This is a genomic window from Paenibacillus sp. GCM10027630, from assembly GCF_042676305.1.
GTDB lineage: Bacteria > Bacillota > Bacilli > Paenibacillales > NBRC-103111 > Paenibacillus_S.
In genome coordinates this window covers 69,984-91,668 of sequence record NZ_JBHTGY010000058.1, presented here as the reverse complement: position 1 = coordinate 91,668, position 21,685 = coordinate 69,984, and the positions used below count along the sequence as shown (strand labels likewise).

Genomic DNA, 21,685 nt, shown 5'->3' with positions numbered 1-21,685 from the left:
TAATTCTGGCTTTTCTTTTGGTTTCTCTTGTTCTACACAAGCGACGCAAACGACCCGGGGGAGTTTGCTTATCTTACTACTAAATAACGACTAGAGTTATTTGTCTCGGTGGTTTGCTTCAGTGGAGTAAAAGAGAGCAGCCGGAGAGTTTCGTGCCGCCTTTGAAAGAGTGTTCCTACAGCGTAGATCTTTTCCGAATCAGGGAACACTCTTTCAACAGCGGCCGCAGGCGCTCTCTTTTACGCAACGCTGCACAGCTGAACCAGCTCACAAACTAACTCTTAGGAGGACCACCATGATTCAAAACACAAAATGCGAATGCGGACACCAGAATCATGTAGGTACCGTTCTTTGCGAATCCTGTGGCAAGCCCTTGTATGAGGTCAAGGGTGAAGCTCCACTTGAAATGCGCTACGATGGGGTGGCCAGACGGTCACAGAAGGAAAATCCAAACCTTCTGGATAAAGTATGGAACTTTTTTTCCTCTGTAAAGATCGCTATTTATCTGATTATTATTACACTCATAGGATCATCGCTGGGTACGATATATCCTCAGGAAAGCACCTTTCTCAATTTTGATGCTTCTACCTACTACAAGGACACCTATGGAACATTTGGAGAGATATATTATTTATTAGGTTTATCGCACACGTTTGAATCATGGTGGTTTATTGGCCTCCTTTTTATGATTGGGACGTCGCTTGTCGTGTGTAGCCTGGATCGTGTGCTGCCGCTTTACCGTGCACTCAATAAGCAGCAGATTCGCAAACATCTGGACTTTATTTTACGGCAAAAGGTATCTTACGAAGGACCGTTTAACAATAAAAAACTGGCTGCAGCTGAGGACTCTAAGGCAGAGGAATTGGAATGGGTAGATCAAGCCGCTGTGCTGCTTAAAAAACAGAATTACCGTGTACACAAGGATGGAACCGCATTACTTGCGGAGAAATACAGGTTTAGCCGCTGGGGTCCATACATCAATCACATTGGGCTCATTATTTTTCTCATGGCTGTGTTGATGAGAGGTATTCCAGGCTGGCATATGGATCAACATATTGCTTTTCCTGAGGGTCAAGCCGTCAAAATTACGGATACACCTTATTATTTGAAAAATGAAAAATTTACACTTGAATATTATAGCGAGCAGGAAATGTCTGAAGGTTTCCGCGAGAAGCAGCAGGCTGTTCCCAAAGTGTATGAGACCAAAGCCGTCTTGTATGAATGCACGGCTGATTGCAATGAATCCGGGAAAGAGCCGCAGCTCAAGGAAGTGTACCGACAAGATATTATCGTCAATACGCCGCTTCAATATAAAGGTTTTATGGCCTATCAATTCGATTATAAGGAATCACCGATGCTGATTTCAGTGAAGCCGACTCTCAAAAATAAAAAAACAGGTGAAGCTTACGGAAGTATTGATCTTTCCATGTCGAGACCGGCTGAAAGCTATAAAGCTGGTGCTTATACTTTGACATTGAAAGCTTATTTCCCTGATTTTGGGTTGGATTCCAAAGGCATGCCGATGACTAACTCGAATGAACCGAAAATGCCTGCCTTTATTTTTTCTATAACTGGACCTGATTTGCTGCCTCAAGGCGAGCCTTATCTTTATTTCCCAAGACAGATAGATAAGGAATCATTTCAGCAGGATAAAATCAATGGAGCCATGGCCGACAAGCTGGAGTTATCTGTAAATTCAATGACCGATGTTAAATTTTCCGAATATATCAGTTATTTAAATATACGTATTGACCGGGCTATGCCGTTCGTTTGGGTTGGAGCTACGATTTCAATGATTGGCTTAATTATGGGCTTTTATTGGCATCATAGACGGATTTGGCTTCGTATTGATAATGGAAAATTAGCGTTGGGTGCGCATACAAGCAAAAACTGGTTTGGGGTCCGTAAGGAAGTAGCTCAATTTCTTCATAAGTCAGGTATAGATGTAGATCCTAAATCGTTGGAAGCAGGAGTGGTGAAATAGTGGACAGCAGTCTGTTTTTGTTAATCGCGTTTATTGTGTATAATGCTGCATTCTTGAGCTTTGTTATCGCAATTCTCGGCAAAAAGTGGAATCAGAATGATCCTGAGGCACACATAAAGAAATGGGGAAATGTTTCAATAGGATTGACTATTGTCGGCTTCCTTGGTCATATTTCTTTTTTCTTCTTGCGTTGGGTGGAAGGCGGACATATTCCAATTAGCAATATGTATGAATTTATGACCTTCCTCGGCATGATGATTATGTTTGCTTTTATCATTGTTTATTTTCTGTACCGTGCTCCGGTGCTCGGTGCTTTTGCACTTCCCGTTGGCATTATCATTATCGCCTATGCTTCGGTATTCCCTAAAGAAATTCAACCATTGATTCCCGCCTTGCAAAGCTATTGGCTCAAAATCCACGTGACTACTGCTGCGACAGGCGAAGCCTTCTTTGCCGTAGGGTTTGCGGCCGGACTTATGTACTTGCTGCGCAGTGTTAATTTCAAAAGCAAGGAAGCTGTGGATCGTAAAGAGCAGCGCGGGGTTGAGTTCACGTTATTTTTCCTGGTTATGATCATCGCGTTCGTTGTATCTATATTCGGATTCAATGCATCAGGCTATCATGCCAAGTTTGCGAACGATGTTACATACACCGATAAAGAGGGTATTGAACGTACTATAAAGCAGCCTGTAGATTATGTGCTGCCACCGATCTTTAAACCATACCAAGGGGAGCAATTGGATATGAAGCCGTTCCTCGGTATGACAGAAGCTCCATTCGAAGCTCCATCATGGATGAAGGGAGCGAATGCAGGAAGGAAGCTGAATACGGTTGTATGGTCTGTTCTTGCGGGCTTGATCTTGTATGGTTTGCTTCGGATTGTTGTCCGTAAACCATTGGGTACAGCGCTAAGCCCGATGCTTCATGGTATTGATGGAGAGGATATCGATGAGATCAGCTATCGGGCGATCGCCATTGGTTATCCCATTTTCACACTGGGAGCATTGATATTTGCAATGATATGGGCTGCTGAAGCCTGGGGACGCTTCTGGGGATGGGATCCCAAAGAAGTATGGGCATTAATTACATGGTTGTACTATGCCGCCTATTTACATTTTCGTTTATCCAAAGGCTGGCAGGGGAAGAAGTCTGCGTGGCTTGCGGTTATTGGGTTTATGGTTGTAATGTTTACATTAATCGGCGTTAACCTTGTTATTGCCGGACTACATTCTTACTCGGGCGTATAATTTGTTGAGAAGGGGCTGATATCCATGCAAGAAGCGAAAATGACAATATTGGTAGTCGATGATGAAGAGAGAATTCGCCGATTACTGCGGATGTATTTGGAAAAGGAAAATTTTATTATCGAAGAGGCGGAAGATGGCGAGACAGCTCTGAAATATGCATTGGAAGTTGACTATGATTTGATACTTCTTGATGTCATGCTGCCTGGTATCGATGGCAATGAAGTGTGTGCAAGATTGCGTCAGGTAAAGTCTACACCGGTTATTATGCTAACAGCTAAAGGTGAAGAGACGAACCGTGTCCAAGGCTTTGAAATGGGCGCTGATGACTACGTTGTGAAGCCTTTTAGCCCACGTGAGGTGATTTATCGGGTCAAAGCGATTTTGCGCAGATCATCCGTTACGGCTTACTTGTCCAAGGAAGTCAACACCAGCAACAATATCGTGTTCCCGAACCTTGTAATAGAGCATGACGCTCACCGTGTAAGTGCCGGTGGACAGGAAGTGGCTCTTACTCCTAAAGAATATGAGCTGCTGCATTATTTGGCTGTTTCTCCGGACAAAGTGTTTTCCCGTGAGGAGCTATTAAAGGACGTTTGGAATTACGAATTTTTTGGGGATCTGCGTACCGTTGATACTCATGTTAAAAGGCTGAGAGAGAAGTTGAATAAAGTATCTCCGGATGCTGCATCCATGATTACAACTGTGTGGGGTGTAGGCTACAAGCTAGAGGTGCCTAAGTAAAGTGTTTATTTTAAAAAGCGTAGTAGGAAAGCTATGGCTGACCATTATTGGATTGGTTGCTGTAATATTGGTTGTATTAGGTTTATTTCTTAGTCAATATATCGAAACGTCCTTTCCTAAGTCACAGGATCAAACGGAAAACTTGCACAGGCTTGCTGCCAAAGTTGCAAGCGGCATTTCAAGTCATATGGAAGAAGACCGTTATATAAACCTGGTCAATGATTTATTGAGCGCGCAGGAAGCGAATGTATTTATTATTAATACCGATTTAAAGCAATTGAACACTTTTCACGATAATGGCAATTTGAATGATTTGCATTATGATGATTTTTTTACCAAGCAATCGCTTCAAGCTGTGTTCGCTGGTGAGTCGATAGATAACCAGGTTGCTGGAACATCAGGGGGGAAGAAGCAGTATACGAATAGCCAATATTCAGCTGTTGCAGTTCCATTAAAGGACAGCGCTCAGCAAAATATTATCGGCGCCGCTATAGTATATCAATCCACTCAATCGGTGGAGGTCACGCAAGCTTATGTAAAGCGAGTGTTTGCTTATGTTGGGGTTATCGGGTTTCTGATGACCACCTTCTTCACCTTCTTTCTTTCTACGAAAATTACCCAGCCTCTGCTGCGTCTTAAGAAAGCGGCGGATTTGATTTCACATGGCGAATACGGTACAAGAGTTCCGATAGCATCTACCGATGAAATTGGAGAGCTCGGCAAAACCTTTAACCGCATGGGTGAGGAGCTATCGGATACAATTAAGGCTTTAAGTCATGAAAAAGAACATCTGTCGAGCGTGCTGCGAAGTATGACGGACGCAGTAGTCACTTTTGATGCAGATGGAAATGTGATTCTTACCAATCCGCAAGGGTATAAGATTATTACGGAGTGGAACGAGATTCAATGGAATGATGATTTGAAGAACGAGGGATCTGTCATTTCATCTTTGGAAGTGCAGGATGGAAAAATACCTGAACCGATGAAAATGCTGTTTGATGATGTGATTAGCGGGGCTCACGAGATATCTTCCAAGCTCCATGTCCAAAACGAAGTTTGGTCCGTTGTAATGGCGCCTTTGTATTCGAGAGATGCTGTACGTGGCGTTGTAGCTGTGCTTCGTGATGTTACGGAGGAGTTTAGGCTGGATAAGCTGCGCAAGGATTTCGTGGCTAATGTATCCCACGAGCTGCGAACGCCTTTATCGATGCTCCAAGGATACAGCGAGGCACTGCTCGATGATATCGCAGCAACGCCTGAAGAGCGCCAGGAGCTTGCTCAGGTTATTCATGATGAGTCTTTGCGGATGGGAAGGCTAGTGAGAGATTTGCTGGACCTTGCCCGTATGGAAACAGGCAATCTGGAGCTTCATTTCAGACCGATGGATGTAGGAAGCTTTATGAAACGAATCCACCGAAAGTTTGCCGTGCTATCCAAGGACCAGAATATTTCTTTAACCTGCGAGCTTCCGGAACAGGAACTTATTTTGCATGAAGTAGATGAAGACAGGCTGGAGCAGGTAATGACGAACTTGATGGATAATGCTTTTCGGCACACTCCTCAAGACGCGGCAATTGGAATGCGTGCAGATACCATTCAGTATAAAGGTGAGAAAGCGGTTCTTATTGAAATAAGCGACGAAGGCTATGGAATAGCTGCAAGTGATTTGCCTTATATCTTTGAACGATTCTATAAGGCTGACAAGGCTCGTACAAGGGGCACTTCAGGAGGGACAGGTTTGGGACTGTCTATTGTTCGCAACATTGTGGAGGCACATCAGGGAGCTGTACAGGTTAAAAGCACAGTAGGTCAAGGAACGACATTTTCCGTAATTCTTCCTCTGAAAGACCCTAAAATTTAAAAGAGAGCCTCCGATTCTAGGATCAGAGGCTCTCTTTTTGTTGAAATGTACGACTTTATCTTGTTGTTCGTGAAACAATTAGGTTAACTTAGCCAATTACTAAAGGGAAAGCTCACTTACGTGAGTTAGATCAGGAAGCTGAACCAATTGGCCTAGAACTTCTTTTGGAGTCTGCTTATCTGTTGTTAGTACCATAATAGCGGAACCGCCAATCACTTTACGGCCTACCTGCATGGTCGCGATGTTGACATCGTTGCTTCCAAGCAATGTTCCAACTCTACCGATGATACCTGGTTTGTCGTTATGTGAGATAAGAAGAAGATTTCCGTTTGGTGCGATATCTACAGGATATTGATCAATTTGTACGATACGCTCGCCATAACCGCTGAGTAGTGTACCTGCAACTATATGTTCTTCATTTTTGGTTTTAAGTGTAACAGACAGCAAATTAGTAAATGTTTTGCTTGCTGCTGACTTTTGAATAACGACGTTAACGCCACGTGATTTGGCTAGGTGCATCGCATTAACGATATTCACACCCTCTAATTGGTTGGACAAGATACCTCTGACAATATAGCGGGTAAGTGGAGTAGTGTCCACATCTGCCAAATCGCCGGCATAACTTACAACGATTTCTTTAACAGCACCTTCTGTTGTTTGTCCAATGAATTGACCCAGCTTTTCGCCAAGCGAGAAGTAAGGCTGAAGCTGATTCAAAACGGTTGCCGGAACCGGAGGCATGTTAACCGCATTTTTGAAAGGCTCATCACGCAAGATATGAAGCACTTCCTCAGATACATCAATAGCCACGTTCTCTTGAGCTTCGACAGTTGAAGCGCCCAAGTGAGGGGTTACAATGATCTTTGGATTATTCAAGAACGGATGGTCTGCTTGCGGCGGCTCTTGTTCATACACGTCAAAAGCAGCTCCTGCGACAATACCGGACTCAATCGCTTCAACCAATGCCAGCTCATCAATGATGCCGCCGCGGGCGCAGTTAATAATTCTTACGCCTTTTCTCATTAATTCGAATTGAGGACGTGCGATAATGTGTCGGGTTTCGTTCGTAAGTGGTGTGTGGACAGTTATGAAATCGGCTTGAGCTGCTATTTCATTAACAGTACCCAACTTTACGCCAAGTTTCTCTGCACGCTCTTCAGTAAGGAACGGGTCATATCCGATGACTTCCATCCCGAATACTTTTGCACGTCTGGTTACCTCGCTGCCGATTCGGCCCATACCGAGAATTCCCAATACTTTATTGCGAAGCTCTACGCCTACGAATGTTTTACGATCCCATTCGCCTTCAACTGTTTTTTTGTAAGCTTGAGGAATGGAACGAGCAACAGCCATCATCATCGCGAATGTTAATTCGCAAGTTGCGATTGTATTGCCGTCAGGAGCGTTAATAACTACGATACCACGCTGAGTAGCGGCTTCCAGGTTGATGTTGTCGACTCCTACACCTGCACGGCCAACTACTTTAAGCTTAGGAGCTGCGGCCATAATACGTTCAGTTACTTTCGTTTGACTGCGTACCATCATCGCATCGTAATCAGCAATGATTGCAACCAGTTCATCCTCAGAGAGACCTGCTTTCTTATCCACTGTTACATCAGCTGCGTCATTCAGCAGTTGGATTCCCAAATCGCTGATGCCATCCATAACCAACACTTTATACATTCTCACTGACCTCCAATTCATATTAAACACAAACACAAAAAAACTCCTCATCCCCATACGATTACCGTATACAAGGGACGAAGAGTAACTTTCGTGGTACCACCCTAATTCGCTGCAAGCTCGCACCTGCAACCTTATGGGTCTTTGTTAAAGACCCGGAAATATAACGGTTTCTACCCGGCTGTACCTATAGGAAACAGGTATCCAATGAATGTCCCTGTACTTTCAGTTCAGCAACTCTGGAGTGCTCTGTGTAAACAATAATGTCCGATTCGCACCTGTCATCGGCTCTCTGCGCATTACTGGGTTTACACTTTCTCCGTCAATGTTTTGTTACAAATGAAATTTTCATAAGCGTAACATGACCTGGAAGGTCGTGTCAATAGATGAAGAATGTTGTCACAGCTTATTCAAAACCTAATTAATAATAGCAGTGTGTACTTAATAAATGCAGATTGACTTGACTAAGAACACTACCATATTTTATGGCAAACTCAGCAGAAAAGCAATGGTTTTGGGTTGATCTAATATGAATTTTCGTTTATTCTTCAATCAACACAGTTAAGAGGAGTGATGGATATGGACTCATTTGAAATGATTTCACCAAGAGAATTTACCGGAATACTTAATCGGGGTGAGCTTGAAGATGCTTTAGTCATAGATGTACGTGAACGAATGGAATGGGAATATTATCACCTCGAAGAGTCCATATTAATACCCATGAATACGATCCCCGGTAATTTGGATCAGCTACCAAGAGATCGTAAATTATATATCATTTGTGCCCATGGCGTCCGTAGCGCTAATGTCTGCTATTTTTTACAAGAGCAAGGGTATGAGGATGTAATTAATGTGGAGGGTGGCATGGCAGCGGTTGCGATGCTCAGAGGGTTCCAGTACGATTAAGGCTTTCGTGTACAAATGAAAAGCCATCGTTTCGGGAACAAGGCTCCTTCACGATGGCTTCATTTTGGGTTAGTTCTGACTTGAGAAGAAAGGCAGCTGTGGAAGTACTTCAGTCGGATAAAACTTCGCTTTATTGCGGATGAAATCGCCGGTACGTACTGCTTCCGTTGCCAGAAGCACGCCGATAACTTGATGAACCTCGTTGAGATTCATTTTCTTGGCTTGCCCGGAAAATATAATTTCATCGATACGAACAGATAAGTCCTGTGGGGTAAAGGATGTGAAGGATTTACCTGTAGCAAGCGATTGTGCTATGTAATCATTCTTTACGTTCAGACTCAAGGTGCTCCAATCCGCAAGGAGAAGCGGTTTATTCACATCGACCTTTTTTAGCTGAGGGTTGTCGGCTTCGTTCCATTTGATGATCGATTCATAGTAGTTTTTTTGTGAGTTCAGTGAAAATTGCTTGGCCTCGGATAAATATACATCCTTATCCATTAGTGTAACCAAGTCAGCTCCAGGCATTCCGTTCGCTCTCGCGGTTAGAGTGTTTAAGGCTTCATGAAAGAGCTTGAGGCTCTTTGCATAATTTTGTTGGGCTTCTTGGAGCAGTGGAGATGAGTCCGGCATTGCTTTATTGCTTAATTCATCGTATTTCTCTTTAGCCATTTTACTTAATTCTTTTAATATAAGGGCCCCGTCCGCAGATCGGTTTTGTTCCAATTCGTTGATTTTCTCAAACCATTTCTTATGAAATTCCCTGTATGGCTGATAAATGGTATGATAGTAGGACACCAAATATTGTTGATGATAAGCAGAGTATCCATTAGCTGCTTCATTTTTTTTGAAGAGCAGGTCCTCATACTTAGTTGTAGCTCGTTCTTGTCCCATTCTGAGGCCGAAGAAGAAGGTGCCAAGAGCAAGCACAAGCATAAAGATAAACATGATGGCAAATAAGTAATCGGTACGTGACAGCCGCTTATTCATGACCCTAGCTCCTTATCTTAAATTCTATTGATAGTATAGGTGATATTGTCGAAAAAGGGAATAATTGATGAAAAAATTTAATTTCAAGCCGTTTAAGTTTCAAAAAGTGGATATTCAATCTTTAAATGACAAAATGCTTTTGATCAACTTATACATTACGCAGCTTGCCGTATTTGTGATAGCATGTATTGTTATGCTTTTTCAGAAGCCCTCGTTAGGAGCCATGTTATCGCTTGAGAAGGGGATTTATATTCCTATCTGGGGTATTGCTTTTGCCGCGGCGGTGCTGCTTGTCGATATTCTTGTATCGAGATGGGTCCCGGCAGAAGTTATGGATGACGGCGGTATTAATGAAATGATTTTTAAAAATCGTCCATTATGGCATATTGCCTTATTGTCGTTAATTGTCGCTATTTGCGAGGAATGGCTCTTCCGTGGTGCTATTCAAGCCTCCTGGGGTCCCTACTGGACCAGTATTTTGTTTGCTGCCATTCACATTCGCTACTTGCAGCATTGGATTATGACCGGCTTGGTTTTTAGCATTAGCTACGGCCTGGGGTGGATTTATATTCAGACAGGCTCCTTGTGGACACCGATTATTGCGCATTTTGTTATTGACTTTATTATGGGTTGCATCATTCGTTACAGGAGAGAAGATTAATGTTTTCCAATTCAAAACATAATTTGGATAATCAAACAATCGACATAAAAAAAGAATCGTTAGAAGAGGATGATACTTTTCTTCCTCCGCGCAATGCGGTTCATCCAACTGAGAAAGAAAAATGGCTCCGTATTTTCTACCGATCATTACTGTGGTTATTTATAATGCTGGTTGCAGGATTGTTAGTTTGGGGCTGGCGCAAAGTGAAAGGGGAAGCCTGAAATCAGCTTCCCCTTGAATGCTAGCTCTTTGGGATATTAAGGGGTTATTTCAATGAGGCCTGGGTCTACAAAGCCGTACTGCTTCTCCTCCAATTGAGTGAGCATGCTGTCCAAAGCTTTCTCTGTCCAGGGAAGCTCATGCATTAAGATGTTGCTGCCTCCTCGTAACTGCTCCATAACATTGCTGATCACCTTATTGGGATCATTTTTCTTGACTGACATTTCCCAGTCCAAAGAACCGTTGGACCATGTCATATAAAGCATGTTTTCTTGTTTTACTTTGGCTCGCAGCTCATCACTACCAGACCCAAATGGTGGGCGGAAAAACTGGGGTGCGCTGCCTGTTAGCTCCTTCACAATGGCCTGCACATCTTCGACCTGCTGAGCTATCTTCTCCTTGCCTTCCTTCTTTAAATCGATGTGGTCCCATGAGTGATTTCCAATTGTTTGGCCGCGCTCCTTAATTAGCTTGAGCAGCTCGGGCTTTTGTTTTACCAAATAACCGTTGACGAAGAAAATAGCTTTGGCTTTATGTTTATCCAGAGTGTTTAAAATGCCTTCCAATACTTCTTTATTGCGTGGACCGTCATCAAACGTGAGCAATACTACCTTTTTATCAGTTGTTGTAGGATCGATTGGAACTATGTCATAAGATTTAGGATTCATTTTATAAAGTTTAGTCGTCGGTTGAGGTGCAGTTGCCGGTTGATTAGAATCTTTGCCAGCCGAAGGAGGCTGTGAATCAACTAGAGGCTTTACAGGGGCAGCATCCGTTGGTTTTTCCGGCAATGATTTCTGATCCGGACTTTGTGGCGTATTAGCTGATCCTTGGACTTGTGGCGATGCAGGTGCAGGTTGCTGGGATGCTGCAGGAATGCCTGGATTATTCGAGCAGGCAGTTGAGGTCATTATCAGCATCGCGGCTAACAGTGTTGTAAGCTTCATGTTCATTATAAGTTGCTCCTATTCGTGGTGGTTTCCTAATTTTATCATGCATGCTTCCCTCGTACATAGTAAAAAATAAGTTCGAACCTATACGAATGGAGGGATAACATGAAATTAGGATCATTTTTATTTGGTGGATTAGTTGGGGCAGCCGCAGTCGTATATTGGAACAATAAAAGCAAATCGATGTTATTATCCGCATTCAGCAGCAATAATCAGTCAGTCGGAAATATGATGGATAAAGCAAAGGATAGATTCAACGGGGCATCAGACAGCGCCTCAACCAGCCCTTTTGACAGCAGCAAGCATTCGAGTAATAAGACAGCTTCGTCTTCATCGAATGCTTTTAAGAAGGAAGATGCTTTCTCCACAAACAGCAGCAGTGGGCTTGGTAAAGTAGAGGAAATCATCAAAAAGGATCCAAAGCTCAATGAAACGGTCCAAGATATATTAGCACAAAATAATAACGAAAAAGAAACGTTTCATACGCAATAAAGCTTCTTATTCGTATCCTTGTAAAGAGGGCATTCATGAAATAACAGATCTGGTTTTATCCATAAATGCTGGGCATGAGCGGATTTTTCGCTTATGCCCTTTTCTTTTTTTATGAGCACAAGACATTTTTTGTTATGTTGTGATATAATACTCATATAATTGAATACAAGCTGTGAAGCTTACACACCTTTTTAACCTTACTTCATAAGCTGTTATTATAAGTGGCGGCAAGGGAGGAATCCTGTATGAAAATGGAGCGTTTAAGTCAGGACAAGATACGGATTTTTCTCACATTCGACGACTTGACGGAGCGAGGCATTCAAAAGGATGATATGTGGAGGGAGATCCCCAAGGTTCACGAGCTGTTCAGTGATATGATGGATCAAGCTTACACCGAATTGGGATTCGATCCCTCAGGACCTTTGGCTGTCGAAGTATTAGCGCTACCCGCTCAAGGAATGGTTGTTATCGTCACTCGCAGCAAGATGGACTTCCATCATTCAGGCGAATCGTATGATGAGGAAGTCGAAGAAATGTATGAGCTAGAGGTCACATTGGAGCAGTCCGACCAAATCTCCTATGTGTTTCATGATTTTGAAGACCTCTTGCGCATGGCCAAGGTGTTACAGCCGATGGTAACCGATGGTGGGATCTTATTCTCCTATAAGAACAAGTGGTTTTTGCAGCTGGATGCCGTTGATATGGAAGAGAACGGTTACCAGGCTGTCATAGCAGTTCTGTCGGAGTATGGAGATGCAGCTTCCGTAACTCGGGCGGTTCTTGAGGAATACGGAAAAACAGTTATTGCTGCTGATGCTGTTAATGTACTCTGTACACACTTCAAATAATTGCCCAAAGCATTCTCAAAAACAGTATTGTTTTTGCGGAGTGCTTTTTTGCGGTTTGTTTGGGCTGTGCATGTGCTTATCTGTTCCTTTAGGGCAGCTCATAATAGCAGCGGGTTTTGATTTGTGTCTGGCTTGATGAATCAGCGCGGCGTGAAAGTGTAAGAATACAAACAATACAGAACTAAAGAAAATGAAATGTGCATAGTAAGGTTACCTGAAAACACTCTTCATATAAATAGTTAACGAAGCAAAGGATGGTTCTGATGACTGAAAACTTAAACGTGCTTCAAGCTACGCAATTAATAATCGAAGATGCACTAACCAGGCTTGGTTATTCTTCTGCGATGGTAGAGCTGCTGAAAGAGCCGATGAGAATTATGACAGTCCGAATCCCTATTCGAATGGACGATGATTCTATCAGGATATTTACGGGCTACCGCGCTCAGCATAACGATGCTGTCGGACCAACCAAGGGCGGTGTTCGTTTTCATCCGGAAGTGACGGAGGACGAAGTAAAGGCGCTTTCGATATGGATGAGTTTAAAATGCGGTATTGTTGATTTGCCTTATGGGGGCGGAAAAGGCGGCATCATATGCGATCCGCGGAAGATGTCTTTTCGTGAGCTTGAACGATTGAGTCGTGGATACGTTAGGGCTATTAGTCAAATAGTTGGACCTACCAAGGATATCCCGGCGCCGGATGTTATGACGAACTCTCAAATAATGGCTTGGATGATGGATGAATACAGCCGTATTCGAGAGTTCGACGCTTCCAATTTTATAACAGGCAAGCCATTGGTTCTAGGCGGCTCTCATGGACGTGAGACGGCCACAGCCAAAGGGGTTACTATAATGATCGATCAGGCATTGAAGAAAAAGGGAATCCCTCTTCATGATGCCCGAGTTGTTATTCAAGGCTTCGGAAATGCGGGCAGCTTTCTAGCCAAGTTTATGTATGAGGCCGGGGCTAGGGTCATTGGTATTTCAGATGCTTATGGAGCCCTTTATAATAAGGATGGTCTCGATATTGAGTATTTATTGGACCGGCGTGATTCCTTCGGTACGGTTACAAACCTGTTTAAAGAAACGATTACAAACAAAGAATTGTTGGAATTGGAGTGTGACATTCTTGTTCCAGCGGCGATTGAGAATCAGATTACTTTGGAAAACGCTGAACGAATTCAGGCTTCTATTATAGTTGAAGCGGCCAACGGTCCAACTACATTCGAAGCTACCCAAATTTTGACGGACCGGGGGATTCTAATAGTACCGGATGTCTTGGCAAGCGCTGGTGGTGTGGTCGTTTCGTATTTCGAATGGGTTCAAAATAACCAAGGGTATTACTGGACAGAAGCTGAAGTGCATTCCAGATTGCAAGAAATGATGGAAAAAGGCTTTGAAAATGTCTATAATGTTCATATCACAAGAAAAATTAATATGCGTCTGGCCGCTTATATGGTCGGTGTACGGAAAATGGCCGAAGCTTCCCGTTACCGCGGCTGGGTTTGATTTTTTATTTATAATAGTATTGGCAGGTTTTATTTGGGTTCTTATTTTCCTGACGAAGAAAATAATGGAGGTCAAAGTAACTGCCGTAGAGTTTACGTGCCGCCTTTGGAATCGGGTTATTACCGCATGAGTACTGTTAATTCAAAATAACCCGATTTCAACAGCGGCCGAAGGCAGTTGCTTTTGATCCGGAATTATGGCTATTTGTCAGAAATTTGCTTTCCCATATAAAACCCAAGGAACGGAGGGGACACGTTGAGCGTCTTGTCAGTCTTGACGGCGGCCATTGCGCCGGGTGTCGCTCTGCTGGCTTATTTTTACTTGAAGGATAGGTATGATACTGAGCCTATACATCTGGTTATGAAATTATTTTTGTTCGGTGTACTGTTGGTTTTTCCAGTCATGGTACTACAGCGGGCTTTTGCTCATGGCTTAGGCGCTGATCCGCTTGTATTTTCATTTATCATTTCGGCAGGCTTAGAGGAATTTTTGAAATGGTTTATAGTTTATATTGTAATTTATCAGCATGCTTCTTTCGATGAGCCCTATGACGGAATTGTTTATGCTGTAGCCGTTTCTCTTGGTTTTGCAACTTTGGAGAACGTGTTTTATGCCTTTCTTAACTCGGCGAGTATTTCTTCACTGTTGTCCAGAGCGTTGCTTCCCGTTTCCGGTCATGCGATGTTCGGGGTCATCATGGGTTATTACTTAGGGAAATCTAAGTTTACACCCGATCGCAAAACAAGGTACTTGGCATATTCCATTTTATTCCCTATTTTTTGGCATGGATTATACGATTACATTTTGCTGACTACGAAATCTTATTGGGTATGGTTTATGATCCCGTTGATGGTATTTTTGTGGGCACGCAGCTTAAAGAAGGTCAATCGGGCCAATTCCAAGTCGCCACTGCGAGTTATTCAATCAGAGGATCAGGTTAAAATATAACCGGTTTGTCTATACTGCATATTAATATAACAAACCGGAGGGAATGCATGACGGTAAATGATCGTGTCAAAGTGACTATTCGCTGTAAAAAATGCGGTGAACGCTTTGTGCTTAAAGGGAGAAGAGACAAAGGCAAAATCGATACAGGGTTTAAGCAATGTATCTGCAGTAATGATTCTGATTTTGATATTGATACGAATGGAATGTGAGAAGCCTGCGGGGCTTCTTTTTTTGTTTGTTAAAGATTATGTGTATAAGACTTCTTCCTTCAGCGAAAGCTAAGCCCAAGTTTGGCTGATGAAGGGAGATTTCACGAATATGTATAAAAGATTAAGTATTGTAATGTTTCCCATTTTGTTTATAGCATTGGTTGGTGCAGGATTGTGGGGTTATTTAGAACATCAGGAGAAAAATGCGATTTTGATCAAAGCGGAGAATCAATACCAAAGAGCCTTCCACGATTTATCGTACCATGTTGAAAGTCTTCATAATGAATTGGGAAATACATTGGCAGTCAATACGATGTCCCAAGATTCGTATAAAAAAGGATTAATCAACGTCTGGAGGATCACCAGTCAAGCGCAAAGTGAGATTAATCAGCTGCCTTTGACTTTGCTGCCTTTTAATAAGACCGAGGAGTTTCTGGCCAATATGGCTAATTTCTCATACCGGGCCGCTGTACGTGATTTAACAAAGCAGCCGCTGACCGAAGAAGAGATGAAGACGTTGAACGCGCTGTATACCCATGCATCGGAAATTTCTACGGATCTTCGAAGCATGCAGACCAAGGTGCTTGATAATAACTTGCGCTGGATGGATGTTGAAACGGCATTGGCTACACAGAAGGAGCCTCTGGATAACGCAATCATAGACGGCTTTCAAACGGTGGATAAGAAAGTCGGCGATTATTCGGACGTCAAGTGGAGTCCTTCCATGTTAAATGTTTTTCAAAAGCATGACATGAATATGCTATCAGGGAATAATGTGACTGCAGAGGAGATAAAACAAAAAGCAGCCCAATTTCTTGGGGTTCAAGATACAAGTTCTTTTCAAGTAGTTGAAAACGGTCCTGGAACGGAATATCATTCCTTCAGCGTTTCGGCACCTAAAGAAAATTCAGCTGATGGGGTTCATTTGGATTACAGCACAAAAGGCGGCCAGCTGTTATGGTTTGCTTTCACAAGGGATGTGAAGGAGAGGAAGCTGGACATTCGCCGTGCCAGAGATATTGCAGCAGAATTTCTGGATTCGCATGGCTACGGCAATATGACAGCAGTCAGCTATGATGAGTATACCAATATAGCTAATGTAACTTTTGCAAGCCGTGATAATGACATTATCAACTACCTGGACAAGCTGTCTGTTAAGGTAGCGCTGGACAATGGTGAAGTGACAGGGCTTCAAGCAACCGATTATGTATTCGATCATAAGGAGCGTCAGTTGAAGGCCCCTAAATTAACGGTTGAGGAAGCACGTAAAGTATTGAATCCAAACTTTAAAACAGAACATGAGGCGCTGGCTTTAATTCGCAATGATACACAAGAGGAAGTGTTGTGTCATCAATTTATGGGTAAGATCAACGGTGGAATATACCGGATCTATATTAATGCGGAAAATGGCGTTGAAGAAAAAATAGAGCGGCTTCGACAAAATGATGAAAAAGTAAGTAATGCGTAAAATACGAATCAGGAGAAGGAGACTTTTACAGAGTCTCCTTTTTTTTGCTTCCCATCTGTTCTCGTCATGCTATAATAAATGGTAGAGTCTAGTACTATGGTACTGGTTATAACAACGATGGGAGGTGCAAATTTTGCTTCCAAAGGTAAATCAAATTTTACATATACAAATAAACTCGATTGATGAGGAAGAAGCAAAACAAGAGTTGAAATCGAGAATTTCTGATATTAGTGACAGCTATATCAGCATGGAAGTTCCACTTAACGAAAAAACAGGCCGTTTAAAGAGGCTATATGTCGGCGATGAACTATCGGCCTATTTCATTACCGATGGCGGTGTTAAAAACTATTTTACGTCCTCGGTACTAGGATTTTCCGATGATGTTATCCGCATGGTACATATTAGAAAGCCGGAGCCCGATGCCATTACGAAGGTTCAGCGTCGCAGCTTTCTACGAGTGCCAGCAGAGCTTGAAATGGCTGTTAAATTTTCGGAGCAGCTGCAATTTATAGCCGTAACGGATGACGTTGGCGGTGGTGGAATATCTTTTATTTGTGATGGATACATTCCACTTGCCAGTCAACAAATAGTGAGCTGCTGGCTATTGGCCCATTATAGAAATGGTCAGATCGAGCATATCCCGTTTAATGGTGAACTGGTTCGAGTTAAGCAGTTGGAAAGCGGGAAGCAGCAGGTTATGATGCGGTTTGCTGAAATATCCGACAGAGATCGACAAAAGATTATCCGGTACTGTTTTGAGCGACAGCTCGATTTCCGTAAACGGTAATGCATATTTTACTGCTTTATGGACAAACTACCTCCAAAAGTAGTTTATGGAGCGGTGACTGTGGTTAATAATGATGATCCCAATCAGCCCAACAGGTATGAAGACATATTTTTAATGTTTTCGGCTTTAGTGGAAAAATGGCTTGTACGAGCAACAATCGGATTATTGACGTTATTATTGATTTTTCAGCTGTTGCTGCTGTCTCCAAGTATCCGTTATTACTTGGTGAAGGTGGAACAATTGGAAGGGGTCTCTTTCGTTCGTTCGGAATGAAGGAAACTTCTACCACATGGATTAAGAGGGAGGCAACTTTGCAATCCCTCTTTCACCTATGGTATAATTTTCTTCGATCACAGGCAGGGCCTGTAAAATAAAGCTTTATCGTATTTTCTTTTTTATTGCTGGGAGGCCCGCGTTTTGGATAAGTTCAACATTGCTATAGACGGTCCGGCGGGAGCGGGGAAGAGTACTATTGCCCGGCTTGTTGCCAATACTTTAGGATTTGTTTACGTAGATACGGGGGCCATGTATAGAGCAGTCACATGGAATGTACTACGTTTGGGATTGAGTACGGATCAAACAGCGGAGGTTATTGCCGCTACAGAACGGATGGAGATTCGTCTTGCTCCGGGTGAGAATGGACAACAGGTATTTGTGAATGGACAAGATGTGACACTGGATATCCGTTCTGCTGAAGTAACGAATAATGTGTCGCAAATTGCTGCAATTGCTGAAGTTCGTCGCAATTTAACTGTCAAACAAAAACAGTTGGCGGCTAACAAAGGAGTAGTTATGGATGGCAGAGATATTGGCAGCCATGTTCTTCCGAACGCAGAGCTGAAGGTGTTTCTAACGGCTAGTGTAAGGGTAAGAGCCGAACGGAGGTACAAAGAGATTCAGGATGATCGTACCGATGTAACCCTAGAACAGCTTGAAGCAGAAATAGCGGCAAGGGACAGAATGGATGAATCCAGAGAAACAGCTCCACTCGTTCAAGCACCGGATGCCGTTCTGTTAGATACTACTAGTATGCCGATTCCCCAAGTGGTTGAACGTATATTGGAGCTTTGCAGGACTGAAGTCGGCGGAGGGAAGTAGTATGCTTTATTCAACGCTTCGCGCCCTTTTTCATTTTATATTCCGGCTTGTTTTTCGTTTGAAAGTTGTAGGTTTGGAGAATGTTCCACACGGAAAGCCCGTCATTTTATGCGCTAATCATACGAGTAACATGGACCCTCCATTATTAGGGAGTCCGCTAGTAGGAAGACGTGTACATTATATGGCAAAAGCTGAGCTATTCGATGTTCCGGTACTGGGCTGGGTTCTCCCAAGAATAAGTGCGTTTCCCGTCAAGCGCGGCGGAGTCAGTAAAGAGTCGATTCGCTTGTCGCTGCAATTGCTTAGTGAGAACAAAATTCTTGGGATTTTTCCTGAGGGGTCTAGAAGCAATGCAGGGGGAATGGGCAAGAAGGGTGCTGCCAGTTTAGCCTTGAAGTCAGGAGCTACAGTTGTACCGGCAGCTATTGTTGGTGGATACAAACCGTTTAGACAATTAACGTTGGTATACGGCAAACCCGTTGATATTAGTGAATTTGCCGATCAAGGGTCAGAAGGACTCGAACAGGCAACTGACAAAATTTTGTCGGTTATCCGTACTATGGTAAAGCAATACGAATCGAAATGATAGAATGTGGAATACTTAGAAAAACAATTAACCGCGTATCTTTACTGCGTCGGTAAATTATATAAGATAGCAGCAATTGTAACTAATTACTTATTGGTTGAGGTTGCTAATCAAGGAGGGAATTGAACCATGTCAGAAGAAACAAATGTAGAACAAAACGTACAAGCAGAAGAAGCGCAACAAGAAGTATCCCAAGAGGAATCTATGGCTAATGTAGCAGTTCTGAAGAAGGGCGATACGGTTAAAGGTACAATTATTAAAGTTGACGATGATCAAGCATTCGTTGACATCGGTTATAAGTATGATGGAGTTATTCCAGTTCGCGAGCTTTCATCCGTAACCGTAGGTAGCGCCGGTGAAAGTGTTCAGGTTGGCCAGGAAGTGGAATTAAAAGTGCTTTCCATCAATGACAGCAAGGAGAAGCTGGAGCTCTCCAAACGTGTAGTTGACAGTGAAAAGGCATGGGAACAGCTGGCAAGCGAAATGGAAAACAAGACGATTCTTGAGGCTGTTGTAGCTGAGGTTGTCAAAGGCGGTCTTGTTGTAGACGTAGGTCTGAGAGGATTCGTGCCAGCATCGATGGTGGAGCGTTCTTTTGTTGAAGATTTCAGCGATTACAAAGGACGTACGCTTAGATTGCGTGTGAAAGAAATGGATCGCGAGAAGAACAAAGTCATCTTGTCCCAAAAGGATGTATTGGATGAAGAGTTCGAAGCGAAAAAGAAAGAGGTTTTCGCGCAGCTATCCGTTGGTCAAGAGTTAGACGGAACGGTTCAACGTTTGACGCAATTCGGCGCTTTCGTTGATATCGGCGGAGTAGACGGTCTGGTGCATATCTCCGAAATGGCGTGGCATCATGTTGAAACCCCTGCAGAGGTTGTTAAAGAAGGCGATCAAGTGAAAGTTCAAATCTTGAAGCTGGATCCTGCTAATGAGCGTATTAGCTTGAGTATCAAAGCTACCCAACCAGGCCCATGGCAGCAAGTAACCAGCAGCTTCAATGTTGGTGATATTGTAACGGGTACTGTAAAACGTCTAGCACAATTCGGTGCTTTTGTCGAAGTAGCTCCGGGCGTTGAAGGATTGGTTCACATTTCTCAGATCGCACACCGCCATATCGGAACTCCTTCGGAAGTATTGAAGGAAGGTCAAGAGGTTCAGGCTAAAATTCTTGATGTGAACGCTGGAGAGAAAAGAATCAGCTTAAGTATCAAAGAAACCGAAGAAGCACCGGCCACTCCGGAGCGTGCTCCTAAATCAGACAGACCGGCAAGAGCACCTAAAGAAACGGTTATTGCTGAAGAATATCAAAATCAAGGACTCAACTTAACATTAGGCGAGCGTTTTGGCGATAAATTGAGTAAATTCAAATAAGTTGAAATAATATCATAGGTTTTTAGGAGGAGTCAGGGTGCGTATTCCAAGAAAAATGGAGCATGTGCATCATGCTCTCCAGCTTGGACAAAGCGGTGAACAAGGTTTCGCTGATATCAAATTGATACCTAATTGTCTCCCTGAAACCTCAACTGAGCTTATTTCATTACAAACAATAATCGGCGAACTCACTCTGAGCTCGCCGATTATTGTTAATGCCATGACAGGCGGAGCGCAGGAGACAGAAGAGATCAACAAGGAACTGGCTGTTGCCGCGAGGGAAACCGGGCTGGCAATGGCGGTTGGTTCCCAGATGGCCGCTATTAAAAATCCGGAGGTTGCATCCAGCTACCGGATAGTCCGGAAGATGAATCCACGAGGAATCATCTTTGGTAACTTGGGGAGCGAAGCCACATTGGAGCAAGCAGAAAAAGCCGTTGAAATGGTACAGGCTGATGCTCTTCAGATTCATTTGAACATCATGCAGGAGCTGATAATGCCTGAGGGTGACCGCAATTTTATGGGGATGCTGGAGCGAATCTCATTAATTACCAAAAGTGTAGGAGTTCCTGTAATCGTCAAAGAAGTAGGCTTTGGAATGGCGCAGGAAAGCGCTGCGGCAATAATACAGGCGGGCGTTAAGATTATTGATGTGGGAGGCTCTGGCGGCACTAATTTTGCAGCTATCGAGAACGCGCGGCGTTCTTTGCCTATGGATTGGTTAAACGACTGGGGTTGTAAAACGGCAGTTTCCCTACTGGAAGTACTGAATGCATCCAAAGCAATTAGTAGTGATTTGCAACCTGGCATTTCGGTAATAGGGTCCGGAGGAATTCGCAGTACTATTGAAATATGCAAAGCATTAACACTTGGGGCATCCGCAGTTGGAATTGCAGGTACTTTTCTCCGTACGTTACGATCTGAAGGTACTTCAGCATTAATCAATCAAATTACTGATTTTCATAAAGAATTAAAGCTGATTATGACAGCGCTGGGAGCACCGGCCATTCAGAATTTATGGAATGCTCCTGTTGTAATATCAGGTGAAACTGCACAGTGGTGCGATGTTAGGGGAACTAATGTCCGGCAATATGCCACTCGAACGGGATTGATAAAAATTACATAATA

The 21,685-nt window shown here is 43.2% G+C and carries 22 protein-coding genes and 1 other annotated feature; of the genes, 19 read left to right on the top strand and 3 right to left on the bottom strand.

Annotation, left to right across the window (positions count from 1 at the left end):
* The first annotated feature begins 295 nt into the window (after positions 1–295).
* Genes resB through ACFQ0C_RS29455 form a run of 4 tightly spaced genes read left to right on the top strand, consistent with a single transcriptional unit; the run spans position 296 to position 5,833 of the window.
* The gene (resB, locus tag ACFQ0C_RS29470; protein ID WP_379372051.1) at positions 296–1,984 is read left to right on the top strand and encodes a cytochrome c biogenesis protein ResB; all 1,689 of its coding nucleotides are present in this window, start codon (positions 296–298) and stop codon (positions 1,982–1,984) included.
* The gene (gene ccsA / locus ACFQ0C_RS29465) at positions 1,984–3,231 is read left to right on the top strand and encodes a cytochrome c biogenesis protein CcsA (protein WP_379372049.1); all 1,248 of its coding nucleotides are present in this window, start codon (positions 1,984–1,986) and stop codon (positions 3,229–3,231) included. Before resB ends, ccsA begins: the two co-directional genes overlap by 1 nt.
* A gap of 24 nt (positions 3,232–3,255) precedes the next feature.
* The gene (locus ACFQ0C_RS29460) at positions 3,256–3,972 is read left to right on the top strand and encodes a response regulator transcription factor (protein ID WP_258215989.1); all 717 of its coding nucleotides are present in this window, start codon (positions 3,256–3,258) and stop codon (positions 3,970–3,972) included.
* A gap of 1 nt (position 3,973) precedes the next feature.
* Positions 3,974–5,833 (top strand): ATP-binding protein, encoded by a 1,860-nt coding sequence (locus ACFQ0C_RS29455; RefSeq protein ID WP_379372047.1) that lies wholly within the window; start codon positions 3,974–3,976, stop codon positions 5,831–5,833.
* 99 nt (positions 5,834–5,932) lie between these two features.
* Here ACFQ0C_RS29455 and serA read toward each other — a convergent pair whose 3' ends face one another.
* The gene (gene serA / locus ACFQ0C_RS29450) at positions 5,933–7,516 is read right to left on the bottom strand and encodes a phosphoglycerate dehydrogenase (protein WP_379372045.1); all 1,584 of its coding nucleotides are present in this window, start codon (positions 7,514–7,516) and stop codon (positions 5,933–5,935) included.
* 70 nt (positions 7,517–7,586) lie between these two features.
* Positions 7,587–7,851: a binding site (T-box leader), on the bottom strand.
* Between the two features lie 244 nt (positions 7,852–8,095).
* Between serA and ACFQ0C_RS29445 the strand changes: the two genes are divergently transcribed.
* A complete protein-coding gene (locus ACFQ0C_RS29445; RefSeq protein ID WP_258215992.1) occupies positions 8,096–8,422 on the top strand; it encodes a rhodanese-like domain-containing protein in 327 nt (108 codons plus the stop codon).
* Positions 8,423–8,491: 69 nt separating this feature from the next.
* On the opposite strand, the gene ACFQ0C_RS29440 is transcribed toward ACFQ0C_RS29445, so the two are convergent.
* Positions 8,492–9,409, bottom strand: a complete 918-nt coding sequence (locus ACFQ0C_RS29440; RefSeq protein ID WP_379372042.1) for a hypothetical protein — start codon at positions 9,407–9,409, stop codon at positions 8,492–8,494.
* Positions 9,410–9,476: 67 nt separating this feature from the next.
* On the opposite strand from ACFQ0C_RS29440, the gene ACFQ0C_RS29435 reads away from it, so the two are divergent.
* Positions 9,477–10,070: a CPBP family intramembrane glutamic endopeptidase gene (locus tag ACFQ0C_RS29435; RefSeq protein WP_258215994.1), complete on the top strand. Its 594-nt coding sequence runs from the start codon at positions 9,477–9,479 to the stop codon at positions 10,068–10,070.
* Positions 10,070–10,291: a hypothetical protein gene (locus tag ACFQ0C_RS29430; RefSeq protein ID WP_379372040.1), complete on the top strand. Its 222-nt coding sequence runs from the start codon at positions 10,070–10,072 to the stop codon at positions 10,289–10,291. Before ACFQ0C_RS29435 ends, ACFQ0C_RS29430 begins: the two co-directional genes overlap by 1 nt.
* 36 nt (positions 10,292–10,327) lie before the next feature.
* Here the strand turns inward: ACFQ0C_RS29430 and ACFQ0C_RS29425 are convergent, their stop codons facing one another.
* A complete protein-coding gene (locus tag ACFQ0C_RS29425) occupies positions 10,328–11,242 on the bottom strand; it encodes a polysaccharide deacetylase family protein (protein ID WP_379372038.1) in 915 nt (304 codons plus the stop codon).
* A 102-nt stretch (positions 11,243–11,344) separates the two neighbouring features.
* Here ACFQ0C_RS29425 and ACFQ0C_RS29420 point away from each other — a divergent pair, with 102 nt between their 5' ends.
* The 12 genes from ACFQ0C_RS29420 (at position 11,345) to fni (ending at position 21,683) form a co-directional block, all read left to right on the top strand.
* The gene (locus tag ACFQ0C_RS29420) at positions 11,345–11,731 is read left to right on the top strand and encodes a hypothetical protein (protein ID WP_379372036.1); all 387 of its coding nucleotides are present in this window, start codon (positions 11,345–11,347) and stop codon (positions 11,729–11,731) included.
* 245 nt (positions 11,732–11,976) lie between these two features.
* Positions 11,977–12,579, top strand: coding sequence for a genetic competence negative regulator (locus tag ACFQ0C_RS29415; RefSeq protein WP_258215998.1), 603 nt, complete (start codon positions 11,977–11,979; stop codon positions 12,577–12,579).
* A 263-nt stretch (positions 12,580–12,842) separates the two neighbouring features.
* On the top strand, positions 12,843–14,087 hold the full coding sequence (locus ACFQ0C_RS29410) for a Glu/Leu/Phe/Val family dehydrogenase (RefSeq protein ID WP_379372034.1): 1,245 nt from the start codon (positions 12,843–12,845) through the stop codon (positions 14,085–14,087).
* A gap of 255 nt (positions 14,088–14,342) precedes the next feature.
* A complete protein-coding gene (gene prsW / locus ACFQ0C_RS29405; protein ID WP_379372032.1) occupies positions 14,343–15,035 on the top strand; it encodes a glutamic-type intramembrane protease PrsW in 693 nt (230 codons plus the stop codon).
* A gap of 47 nt (positions 15,036–15,082) precedes the next feature.
* Complete coding sequence (locus tag ACFQ0C_RS29400) at positions 15,083–15,244, top strand: hypothetical protein (protein WP_258216001.1); 162 nt, start codon at positions 15,083–15,085, stop codon at positions 15,242–15,244.
* 109 nt (positions 15,245–15,353) lie between these two features.
* Entirely contained in the window at positions 15,354–16,712 is a 1,359-nt protein-coding gene (gene ypeB, locus ACFQ0C_RS29395) for a germination protein YpeB (RefSeq protein WP_379372030.1), read from the top strand.
* Positions 16,713–16,845: 133 nt separating this feature from the next.
* Positions 16,846–17,499: a flagellar brake protein gene (locus ACFQ0C_RS29390; RefSeq protein ID WP_379372028.1), complete on the top strand. Its 654-nt coding sequence runs from the start codon at positions 16,846–16,848 to the stop codon at positions 17,497–17,499.
* Positions 17,500–17,559: 60 nt separating this feature from the next.
* Entirely contained in the window at positions 17,560–17,772 is a 213-nt protein-coding gene (locus tag ACFQ0C_RS29385) for a hypothetical protein (protein WP_379372026.1), read from the top strand.
* A gap of 144 nt (positions 17,773–17,916) precedes the next feature.
* The gene (cmk, locus tag ACFQ0C_RS29380; protein WP_379372024.1) at positions 17,917–18,597 is read left to right on the top strand and encodes a (d)CMP kinase; all 681 of its coding nucleotides are present in this window, start codon (positions 17,917–17,919) and stop codon (positions 18,595–18,597) included.
* A 1-nt stretch (position 18,598) separates the two neighbouring features.
* Positions 18,599–19,183, top strand: coding sequence for a lysophospholipid acyltransferase family protein (locus ACFQ0C_RS29375; protein WP_379372022.1), 585 nt, complete (start codon positions 18,599–18,601; stop codon positions 19,181–19,183).
* A gap of 129 nt (positions 19,184–19,312) precedes the next feature.
* Entirely contained in the window at positions 19,313–20,557 is a 1,245-nt protein-coding gene (rpsA, locus tag ACFQ0C_RS29370) for a 30S ribosomal protein S1 (RefSeq protein ID WP_379372020.1), read from the top strand.
* A gap of 37 nt (positions 20,558–20,594) precedes the next feature.
* Positions 20,595–21,683, top strand: a complete 1,089-nt coding sequence (fni, locus tag ACFQ0C_RS29365; protein ID WP_379372018.1) for a type 2 isopentenyl-diphosphate Delta-isomerase — start codon at positions 20,595–20,597, stop codon at positions 21,681–21,683.
* The last annotated feature ends 2 nt before the right edge of the window (positions 21,684–21,685 follow it).